Annotated in this window: 9 protein-coding genes and 1 rRNA gene; 5 read left to right on the top strand and 5 right to left on the bottom strand. The window is 46.2% G+C overall.

Going from position 1 to position 11246, the window contains the following annotated elements:
• Positions 1-194, bottom strand: a 16S ribosomal RNA gene (locus BUR09_RS11275); the annotation flags it as partial.
• 525 nt (positions 195-719) lie between these two features.
• On the opposite strand from BUR09_RS11275, the gene rdgC reads away from it, so the two are divergent.
• The 5 genes from rdgC (at position 720) to BUR09_RS11245 (ending at position 5470) form a co-directional block, all read left to right on the top strand.
• A complete protein-coding gene (rdgC, locus tag BUR09_RS11265) occupies positions 720-1334 on the top strand; it encodes a recombination-associated protein RdgC (protein ID WP_074217027.1) in 615 nt (204 codons plus the stop codon).
• A gap of 8 nt (positions 1335-1342) precedes the next feature.
• Entirely contained in the window at positions 1343-1873 is a 531-nt protein-coding gene (locus BUR09_RS11260) for a hypothetical protein (protein WP_074217026.1), read from the top strand.
• Positions 1874-1882: 9 nt separating this feature from the next.
• Positions 1883-2920 (top strand): ABC transporter permease, encoded by a 1038-nt coding sequence (locus BUR09_RS11255; protein ID WP_139296825.1) that lies wholly within the window; start codon positions 1883-1885, stop codon positions 2918-2920.
• Positions 2920-3756, top strand: coding sequence for an ABC transporter permease (locus tag BUR09_RS11250; RefSeq protein WP_074217025.1), 837 nt, complete (start codon positions 2920-2922; stop codon positions 3754-3756). Before BUR09_RS11255 ends, BUR09_RS11250 begins: the two co-directional genes overlap by 1 nt.
• A 112-nt stretch (positions 3757-3868) precedes the next feature.
• Positions 3869-5470, top strand: coding sequence for a DNA repair protein RecN (locus tag BUR09_RS11245; protein ID WP_074217024.1), 1602 nt, complete (start codon positions 3869-3871; stop codon positions 5468-5470).
• Between the two features lie 52 nt (positions 5471-5522).
• Here BUR09_RS11245 and rnr read toward each other — a convergent pair whose 3' ends face one another.
• The 4 genes from rnr to BUR09_RS16575 form a co-directional block, all read right to left on the bottom strand.
• Positions 5523-7685, bottom strand: a complete 2163-nt coding sequence (gene rnr / locus BUR09_RS11240) for a ribonuclease R (RefSeq protein ID WP_074217023.1) — start codon at positions 7683-7685, stop codon at positions 5523-5525.
• A 74-nt stretch (positions 7686-7759) separates the two neighbouring features.
• Positions 7760-8908, bottom strand: a complete 1149-nt coding sequence (gene lpxK / locus BUR09_RS11235) for a tetraacyldisaccharide 4'-kinase (protein WP_074217022.1) — start codon at positions 8906-8908, stop codon at positions 7760-7762.
• Between the two features lie 129 nt (positions 8909-9037).
• Complete coding sequence (locus BUR09_RS11230; RefSeq protein WP_074217021.1) at positions 9038-9745, bottom strand: Bax inhibitor-1/YccA family protein; 708 nt, start codon at positions 9743-9745, stop codon at positions 9038-9040.
• A 174-nt stretch (positions 9746-9919) separates the two neighbouring features.
• Positions 9920-11218 carry a (Fe-S)-binding protein gene (locus BUR09_RS16575; protein WP_084539446.1) on the bottom strand — a complete coding sequence of 433 codons (1299 nt, stop codon included), beginning with the start codon at positions 11216-11218 and terminating at the stop codon, positions 9920-9922.
• Between the last annotated feature and the right edge of the window lie 28 nt (positions 11219-11246).

The raw sequence follows: 11246 nt of genomic DNA, 5'->3' as shown, positions 1-11246 counted from the left end.
CCCTTTCCCGTTACCAGCGTATACGGTATTAGCAGTCGTTTCCAACTGTTGTCCCGTACCAGTAGGTAGATAATCCACGCGTTACTCACCCGTGCGCCACTCTACTCATTTCCGAAGAAACTTTCGCGTTCGACTTGCATGTGTTAGGCACGCCGCCAGCGTTCAATCTGAGCCAGAATCAAACTCTCCAGTTTAATAATTCTGTATTGTGACATCCACTACATTGTAGCGGATGACGCTAGCTGATCTCTAAATCAATCCGATTCGCTATTTAATTGTCAAAGAGCTTTTTTCAAGCTCCGCTCGGCTAATTTGCCTCGCGTCGAGTTGGCGTTTATGCCAGCCCGCTTTCGCTTCGTCAACAAGTTTTTGAAACTTTTTAATACGTTGCTCAACTTGTCGTTTTGCTGCGCTCTTTTTTGAAGCGCAGAAGTCTTTTTTACGAAAACGAGACGTTTCTGTCAACAGGTTTTCAAAAAAAATCCTTCTTCATATTTTCCTCAAAAAGAGCGTTGCTGCCTCATCAGCAGCGGAGAGGGAATCTACGCTCTTTTCTTCACAAGTCAACAGGTTTTTCGTTTTTTCTTATGATATTCTTTTAACAATCCGGTTTTCTTTATTTTTAATTTATGGTTGTCACTCCCCTCACGTTGTATCTTATAATCTGGCGTACTGTTCAAAGATGCGCTACACACTCCTCTATACATAAGGAGAGCAATATGGGTTTTTTAAACGCCAGTACTTCATTTACTCGATATAAGATCACAGAGCCTGTTCCAAAAGAACTCTGGCCTGAAATTCCTGAAAAACTTCGACAGTTTGCCTTTAAAGAAATTGAAGACTCTGCTGAAGAACGCGGCTGGGGATGGGTATGTTTTGACGACATGCTCGACTCTTCCTGGCACACAGCACCACCGGAAAAGGGTGCGTACCTGACCTTTTCGTTACGTCTCGACACAAGACGTATCCCAGCAGCAGTTTTAAAAAAACATGTTTCGATTGCTATTCGTGAAGAAGAGCGCAAGATCAAAGAACAGGGCAAGAAATACGTTTCCCGCGAACGTAAGAAAGAATTGAAAGAACAGGTGCAGTTGAAACTTCGCGCACGTACCCTTCCGGTACCGGCAGAGTTTCATGTTGTATGGAACATGCAAACTAACGACGTATATTTTGCCTCTACACAGGCAAAGGTTTTAGAGTTGTTTGTTGATTACTTTGCTCAAACCTTCGGTGTCGATCTTGAGCCGATGACTCCATACTCTCTTGCGATCTCCCTTATGGGTGAAGATATCGCAGAAAAAATTGATACCATCGAACCGGCTAACTTCGCATAGGAGACATCATGGCTGATTATCTTGGTCAGACAACAGACATTATATTGGGTCAGGAATTTTTAACCTGGCTGTGGTTCAGAAGCGAAGTTACAAACGGCAACTTCTCTTCCAAGGAAGGCCGCCCATACAACTTATACGTTGAACAGCGCGTATCGGTTCAGGGCGGAGAAGGTGAGACTCTGGAAACTGCGACTGTTTCCGGCAGTACTTCCGAACTGAAAGAAGCACGTCTTGGCTTATCTATGGGGAAAAAAGTTACCCGTGCATTAATTCGTATTGAACAAGATACAGAAGCATGGCAACTTACATTAAAGGCAGAAGATTTTTCACTTGGCAGTCTTAAAACGCCTAAGGTTGAAAAAGCTGACGCCAATGAGGAAGACGATGTTGATGGTCCTTTCCTCGAAAAGATATACCTGATCGAAAGCTGCCTTACGCTTCTGGATGATGCGTACAGAAGCTTCCTTGAAACTCGTCTTTCCAATGATTGGAACGAAACTGTTCAAAAAATGGGACAGTGGCTCAGAAACTCGGAGTAGAACTCTACTATGGAACATGTGCCTGCGAGCGCGATAACTCCTTCAGTTATCCTCCGCCGCGTCTTATATAGAATTTGTAAGAAGCTTGGCATGACTATAATGATTCTGTTTGGAATCACGGTCATTAGCTTTTGGGTTATTCACCTTGCTCCCGGCTCTCCTACCGATTTACAGACTACATTGAACCCACAGGTGGGTGCGGCAGCCCGCGCCCGCCTTGAACGTCTGTATGGTCTGGATCAGCCAGTGCATGTTCAATATTATAGATGGGTCAAACGCATCGTGCAATTTGATTTCGGTAAGTCCATGTCCGGCGACAATCGTCCGGTGTGGGATAAAATTAAAGAACGCATGCCGCTTACTATCGGTATGAACGTTGCGGCGCTCGTACTTACCCTGCTCTTTGCTATTCCGATAGGGGTGGGAGCTGCTTACTATCAAGGGCAATGGTTTGACAAAGCAAGTACGGTCTTTGTCTTTATTGGCTTCGCCATGCCCGGATTCTGGCTTGCTCTACTGCTAATGTTATACTTTGGTATTTACCTGCAATGGCTTCCCATTTCCGGTCTTACTTCTCTGGATTACGACAACCTGTCGTTCTGGGGAAAGCTTGGAGACCTAGCACAGCATCTCGTTATGCCTGTGTTTATTTATACTTTTGGAAGCCTTGCGGGAATGTCCCGCTTTATGCGCTCTTCCATGCTGGAAGTATTGCGACAAGACTTTATTCTGACCGCCAAAGCTAAGGGACTACCGTTACGCACTGTTATTTATAAGCATGCGCTACGTAACGCCCTGCTTCCGGTTATCACTATTCTCGGTCTTTCCATTCCGAGCCTCATTGGCGGTTCGGTTATTATCGAATCTATCTTTGCCCTGCCTGGATTGGGGCAACTTTTCTACACGTCCGTTCTAGCTCGTGACTATCCTATGATCATGGGGAACCTTGTGCTTGGTGCAGTACTTACTCTTGCAGGTAATATGCTTGCAGACCTTTGCTACGGCCTAGCCGACCCGCGAATTCGAACAGGAGGAGGTAGCGCATAATGCTTCCTATCACTTCACGTGCCTTCTGGAGCAAATACGGCATGCTCTTCATTGGCCTTATCATTGTAGGAACAATGACGCTTGCTGCAATATTCTCGCCTCTCATTTCACCGTTCGATCCTGATGCGTTGAATCTTGACTATATCCTTCAGCCACCTTCATGGGGACATCCCATGGGAACTGATGCTCTCGGACGTGATGTCTTCTCCCGAATGCTTCATGGTGCAAGAATTTCCTTGTGGGTAGGTTTTGTAGCAGTCGGCATTTCTATTTCTATCGGGCTGGTACTTGGACTCATTGCGGGCTACTTCCGTGGCTGGGTTGATGAAGCTATCATGCGTTTTGTCGATGTTATGCTCTGCTTCCCGTCATTTTTCCTCATTCTTTCTGTTATCGCCTTTCTTGAACCAAGCTTGATCAATATAATGATAGTGATTGGGCTCACCTCATGGATGGGCGTTGCCAGACTTGTTCGCGCTGAAACGCTGAGCCTGCGAGAAAGGGATTTCGTAGCGGCTTCACGCCTTGCAGGAGCCTCTTCAGCCCGTATTATCGCACAACACATCCTTCCAAACGCTCTCGCACCAGTGCTTGTTGCTGCAACTCTCGGTGTTGCAGGGGCCATCCTCACCGAATCTGCTCTTAGCTTTTTGGGACTTGGCGTTCAGCCACCAACAGCCAGCTGGGGGAATATGCTGCTTGAAGGAAAACAGGTACTGGAAATTGCGCCGTGGCTTTCCATGTTCCCAGGGTGCGCCATTCTCATCACAGTACTGGGCTACAACCTGCTTGGCGAAAGCCTGCGCGACCTGCTTGATCCCCGCTTGAAAAGATAGTCCATTTTCAACGTACCACATTCCTTACATTGCCAAAGCTTCCGGCTCTGTATAAGAATATCCGTGCAGCGATTTTTATATTTTTTAAATTTATTAATTACAGGCAGTTACAATGCTCGAACTTCTCCGAATCCGTCATCTAGCGTTAATTGACGATATGGAACTTGAGTTTTCCGGAAAAATGAATGTGCTTACGGGTGAAACTGGTGCAGGCAAAAGTTTTATCCTGAAGGCACTCAATTTTCTCACTGGTGAAAAGATGCGCGCAGACCTTGTCCGTGCAGGTGAAGAAAAAGCGCAAGTTGAAGCTTTATTCCTCATCGACGGTGAAGAATATATCATCCGCAGAGAGCTTGTAGCAGCAACAGGCCGAAGCCGCCTGTACATCAATGACAAATTAAGCTCACAGGAAACAATCCGTGCCCTTAAGCCAAAAATGCTTGTTCACACCAGCCAGCACGGCCAACAGCAACTGCTGCAACCAGCATTTCAAGAGAAGTTATTAAACGACTTCCTCCAACGTCCCGATCTTCTTGAAGAGCGCAATTCTGTTTTAAAAAAACTACGTGATATTGCCGCACAACAAGTTGAACTGCGCGAGCGGGCACGCGCTCTGGAAGACAAACGGGATTTTCTGGAATTTCAACAAAAAGAAATTGCGAAAGTTGCACCTGAGGCTGGAGAAGAAGAAGAACTGGAAGCCAAAAAACAGGAAACCCGTGAACAAGGACTCGTTCAAGAGGCTGTCGACCATACATTAGGACTGTTTTATACAGACAACGGCACGCTGAGCGAACTGATTAGCCGTCTTGAAAACAGCCTTGATGCTGTCTGCCGCTATATCCCAGAATATCAGCCTGAAGTTGAACGCATCATGGAGTTTCGCCATACACTCGGCGAAGTTGAAACTCGCTTGCGCAATCAGCCTATCAACAGACCGGATGAAGACTCCATAGAAGAAATTGAAGCCCGTCTGTATGAACTGGCGCAGCTTAAACGCAAGCTCAACCGCTCTCTTGATGAAATTGTAAACATGCAAGAAGAGATTGAGCAAAACTTAACATTTCTGGACACCTGCAAACTTGACCTCATCCTCCTTGAAAAACAGGAAGATGAAGCGCGCGCTACTCTTCAGGAAAGTTTACAACAGATCAATCAGCTTCGGGAAAGCAAAGGCGACGAACTCTGTCGCGCAATTGAGACTGAACTTAAAACCCTCGGCTTCTCTGAGCACGTACATGTAGAATTTGAATTCACCTCGACTGAGGTTTATCCGGAATGTTTCGAACACAAAGCACGGCTCATATGGGTACCAAACCCAGGTCAAGCACCACAGCCATTAGACAAAATCGCATCCGGCGGTGAGCTCTCCCGATTCCTGCTTGCAGTAGTTGGCCTGATGAACAAAGACGAGACACCAACCCTGATCTTTGACGAAGTTGATGCAGGCATCGGCGGCATCACACTCAACTATGTAGCGGATGCTTTGACAATGCTTGCCGAGCGTCAGCAGATGCTACTTATCACCCACTGGCCACAACTTGCCGCAAGGGCAGAAAAACACTTCCTTGTCCGCAAAGATGTTAGTGGCAGCGCAACCTTTACCAGCTGCAATGCCCTTTCTGAAACAGGTATTCGCGAAGAATATGAACGCATGGCCGGTGGTGGACAACAGGGCGAAGCTCTAGCCCGTGAGTTATTGGGAACTGGATAAAACAAGGCTTCACATGGTACCATGTGAAGCCTTGTTCTTATTATCTAATTAGTTACTGATCTTCAAAATCTTCTTCACGCAACTTAAAGTTGATTTCCATTCGACCTACATTCACATCATAAAGCCAAACTTTTACAACTTGTCCTAACGCAAATCTGCGTGCTGTACGTTCGCCCACAAGTTCATTTCGCTCTGAAAGATAGACATAGTAATCATCATCAATGCTGGACAACCGAACCATACCCTCTGCCATAACTTCTTCAAGCTCAACCCAGAAGCCAAAATCTGAAACGCCGGAAATAACACCTGTAAACTCTGCCCCAATATGGCTCAGCATGTACAGTGCAGTGATACGCTTCAAAATTTCACGTTCTGCTTCCATAGCAACACGTTCACGCTTGTTAAGGTGATCACTAATTGGCTGAATTCTATCCACAGGACGAATATTCTCGTAACCTTTCATCTTCAATGCATGCTTCAACGCACGGTGAACAACAAGGTCAGCATAACGCCTGATTGGAGATGTAAAGTGACAATAGCAATCCGAAGCAAGACCATAATGAGTCTGATGTACTGCCGTGTACTGTGCCTGCATCATAGTTCGCAGAGTCAGACGGTTAACCACAAACTCCTGCTCCGTTCCTTCAGCAATTTTCAGTACAGCCTGCAAGTTCTCCGCAGATGGTTCCCTTGGGAAAGCTTCACCAAGGTCCGTACGATGCAACATCTTAAACAGACCAGAAAGTTTATCAAGCTCTGGTTCAGGGTGAACACGATACAGAAACGGTACATCAACCTTGGTAAGGAATCGTGCAACTGCCTCGTTTGCGGCAATCATAAATTCCTCAATCATCATATGGGAGAAGTGACGAATTCTACGATCAATTGCAATGGGATCACCAACAACATCGAACGTAATTTTTGCTTCAGGCAAATCAAAATCAAGGCTACCACGATCAATACGTTTCTGCCTTAACAAATGAGCAAGCTCTTCTGCACGCTCGAGCATCGGTAACACAGGCGCGACAACTGCACGCTCTTTTTCATTCTTATCGACTAATGCACTTTGTACCTGCTCATAAGTCAACCGTGCTTTACTCTGAATTACTGCCGGATAAAACTTTGACTTACCGTAGCTGCCGTCTGCATAAAAATACGTCTCTGCCACCATTGCCAAACGGGGAACTCGAGGATTCAAGCTGCATAATCCGTTGGATAATTCCACAGGAAACATAGGCTCAACAGACTGCGGAAAATAGTAGGAGTTCGCACGCTCAACAGCTTCCTGATCCAAAACTGAATCTTCTTGCACGTAGTGACTTACATCAGCAATAGCAACCCACAAACGGTAACCATCACGCTGTTCTTCTACATAAATTGCATCGTCAAAGTCACGTGCGTCTGCCCCGTCAATGGTTACAAAATCAAGACTACGAAGATCAATGCGGTCAACAAAATCTTCCTCAGATGGAACTGAGGGCAGTGCTTTTGCGGCTTCAATAACCCCATCAGCAAAACTTGTTGGAATATCGTTATTAATTTTAACAAGACGTTCCTGTACACTGCCTTCTTCTTCGTTGCCGAGGCTTTCAATAATGGTTGCGGCCCATAATCCACCTTCGACCAATTCACTTGGTTCAACGACAAGCAACTCATTCTTGCGCGGACGACGATCCAGAGCATTACCTGTAGCAAGGATGGAGAAATTCAAACGAGAATCTGTAGGACGACAAATATACCCGTCCTTGCCCATCTTTTTAATAACACGACACGTTATTGTGTCACGAGCGCGCTCCAGAACACGGACAATACGTCCGTCAGGATTTTTACCTCTCTTACCCGGCAGTACCGCAACCATCACAGTATCGCCATGCATTGCAGTACCAAAAGCGGATGGTGCAACAAAAATATCTGCACGCCGCTTATCCTTTGGCAACACAAAGCCCACACCAGAGCGCTGTACCTGCAATTTGCCCGGGAGGAGGTGTAAATTTTTAGTCAACCCCCATGCGCCACCGCGCAGACGAATTATTTTCCCATCCTTTTCGAGAAATTCTATCATCGCCTCAAGATCGTCTCTCCATCGTTTGCTTAAATTCAGAAAACGATAAAAATCATTCATCTTAATCGGACGCTTTACTTCACGGAAAAGCCCAAGAAGGTCTTTAGGGGAAATCGGGCACTCACCGGATTTCTTTTTTTTCTTTTTTGCCATGCTATATGCTTATACCTTGAACAATGGTTGCTGAAAAATATTCACTATCCACATTGCCACAGGTTTTCGTTATATTATTTTTCATTTTTTAAAACAGGACGCGGACTCGTTGTCACAACAGCCGATTTTCGTCCTGTTTTTTTTCTGGAACCAGAAACCTCACGCATGGCAGCCCATTGCTCCTGCCACCAATCAGAGAACGTCTTGCCTGTAAACATAGAGTCCCCAAACTTTGTACGCAGGGCAAAAGTCCATACTTCAATCCCTAAAACTTCCGGAACCTTTACAGCATCTTTAGGTGTACAAACTAACGGCAAGCCTAAGTTACCCATCTCAGCAATTTCAGCCTCTGTGTACGCATGATGGTCTGCAAAACGCTGATGTTTGCATGGGGCGCGTCCCATAAATTTCTTTGCAGTCTCTTCTACCTGCGCAGGTTCTCCCACCCCGTTAAAAAGAATATAGTTTTTTAATAAAACAGGGCTATGGTTTTCTTTTGCCTTTTCAAAGACTTCTACCGCAGCGGCACTCACCGGAACAAGCTTTTGCGGTACTAAAGAGAAGCTGAACACAGGTACACCGAACTTACCAAGCCGTTCTTTAATAACACCTTTAAGCGGCGCTAGCGAGTCTGTTTTTATAAGAAAAGCATGTGCACGCGATAACGCACTCTGGTCCTCACGCCATGAGCCAGCAGGAATAACTCTATCCCACTCTGTTGTTAAATCTTCCGGTTTTAATAACACCAGATTCAAATCACGTTTTACAGCTAAATGCTGAAATCCATCATCAAGCACCATCAGTTCTGGCCTAAATTTTTTTTCCGCCCATGCACCAGAACGCATCCGCACAGGATCAACCACGATGCGTGCTTTGCGATGTGTATTGGCAAGCATAACAGGCTCGTCCCCCGCCTGCTTAGCTGTACTTTCCGGTGTAACAAGATATGGAGTTCTCGGCGGCGCAGCCTTGTAGCCTCGGGTAAGAACAACCGGTGAGTAATGATTACGCTCTGCCCATTCCAGCAGCCAGCTTACAACCGGAGTTTTACCACTGCCCCCCCAACTAATATTTCCCACTGCAACACATGGAGCCTTGGGAGAAAACTGCTCTTTCGCACCGGCTTCATACTGTTTACGGCGGTGCGACATAGCAAAAGAGTAAATTTTACTAAATGGATATAAAATCGGGTACAGTGCACGCTGCACTGGCAGTGAAGACATAACCTCTCCTGAGGGATAGCAGTTTCAACATATAGTATAGTCGGTGTCAGAAAATATGTCTCATGCAAAAAAAGGAGAGCCATTGCAGGCCCCCCTTATTTTCGTCATCTATTAGTGGAGATGAGAGTACTAGTCACGAGATGCTGCAAACAAGCGAAGCAGCATGAGGAACAAGTTGATGAAGTCGAGGTACAGGGTAAGTGCACCAAGAATTGTACCGCGGCGAACTGCGGTAGCATCATTTGCAGGCATGGTTTCACCCATTTCTGCAAGACGCTGGGTGTCGTATGCGGTAAGACCAGTAAACACAATTACACCGATCGCGCTGATCACAAGTTCCATTACGGTAGAACCAAGGAAAATGTTCACCACCATTGCGATAACGAGACCGAAGAGTCCCATCATCATGAAGCTGCCCATACTGGTCAGATCACGCTTGGTAGTCATTCCGTACAAACTCATAGCACCGAACATACCTGCAGCGGTTAAGAACGCTGAAGATATGGTGCTTGCTGCATACACAAGAAGAATAGCAGATAATGTTATACCGTTAAGCGCACTGTACAGTAAAAACAGCCCGGTTGCTGCCCCTGCAGAAAGTTTAGCAATTCGCGCACTCAGATACATTACCAAGCCAAATTGAGCAATGATCAGCCCGAAAAAGGTGAGCTGGCTACCAAAAACAAACTGCTGAACAGCAGGGGTAGTTGCAGTTAAAAATGCAAATACAGCGGTCACAACAAGACCAAGCATCATCCAGCCATACACGCCACGAAGATACGCGTTTACAAGCTCAGCACGGCGTACATCCGTTGCTGCTGCATTTCGTCCTAACATTCCATCCTCCGGAATTGAGTTATATTCAGTTGAGACTAATTTTTGTAATTTGTTAAAATCACGGTATCAAGCCCACTCCCGTATTGCAAGTCTATCAACACGAAGGGAATATGGTAAATAAAAAAAAGCCCAGTCATATGACCGGGCTTTCTATGGGCGTACGGTGTGGTCTGGTTATAAACCACAATTGCGAAGATCTTCGCCAAGGTATTCACGTTCATTTTCACCGAGAATCCCCAGAGACAGTGCAATAAGAGTCCACAAGTGAACAACATGATAGCCTGCTCCGTAGTATTCGGAAAGGTCGTGAATCTGTGAGTGGCAGTTGTGACACGGAGCAATGACATAAGGTGCACCAGTCTTAACAATCTGCTCGTTTTTAATTCTACCGTAGTAGCGGCGTGCATCTGGGAAGCCTGCCTGAAGAGATCCACCACCACCGCCGCAACAGTAGTTGTTGGACTTATTAGGCCATGTATCAATAAAGTTCTCTTCACCGACAACTTTTTTGATTACGTAACGCAGATCATCCGCCGCAGCATCGCCGTAGCCCTTACGAACGAGCTGGCATGGATCCTGTACGGTAAATTTAACGTTATTGACGTTCCAATCTGAATTAACCTTCAGAACTCCTTCTCTTACCCAACGGGCATAGAGACGGATAATGGATTCAATTTCAAACTTAGGCTTAATGCCGAATTTTTGCATTCCGGACCGGAGTGCGTAAAGTTCGTGGCCTCACTCGGTGTTGAGCCAATACTTGGCGCCGAGGTCCTCCACTGCCTTGACTTTGGTTCGAACAATTTTTTCCCAGGATTCATCATCCGCTGCGAACATACAGTAGTTTTCCGCAGCCCAACCATTGGAACCATAAGTCCAGTCATCACCGACACCGATATTCATGATTTTCCACAAAGGAACCATTTCATCCGGCTCAGTTACCGGCTCACGGGAGTTCTGGTTGAGGTAGTATTTTTTACCGAGTTCATCAAAAGGTACTTTAAGAGTTTCCATACCTTCCTGTTCGGTCTGCACTTCCTCGAGAACGTCTTCCACTACGAACTTAAAGTCCTCAGAGGAAGCACCCATTGCGCTGTGACCAGGGTTACGTAAGGCCACATCACAAGAGTTAATAATACCTTTCGGGCGGTCTTCACGCGGCCAGGCCTGACGCGCCTGGTACACGAGTTGCGGAATGTTGATCTGCATAGGGCAGACATACGTACACCGCTGACACATAGTACACATCCACACCCAAGGGGTAGAGGTGATTTCTTCATCCATTCCCAGTGCGGCAAGACGCAAAAATTTGCGAGGGTCCATATCCTCAAGTCCAGTTGCGGGGCAGCCTGCAGAACAAGCACCGCAAGTGAGACACATATTGAGGTTACCACCTTCCGGCAGTAACTGGGCTACACTGTCTATGAAAGAACCACCGCACTCCTTCTCAGGATGTTGCTTTGAATCTGACATATTACATATACTCCTTAACCGCTTTGCG

This window comes from Halodesulfovibrio marinisediminis DSM 17456, assembly GCF_900129975.1.
In the GTDB taxonomy this organism is placed as follows: Bacteria; Desulfobacterota; Desulfovibrionia; order Desulfovibrionales; family Desulfovibrionaceae; genus Halodesulfovibrio; species Halodesulfovibrio marinisediminis.
The sequence above is the reverse complement of the archived record's forward strand: the minus strand, read 5'-3'. Positions and strand labels throughout refer to the sequence as shown.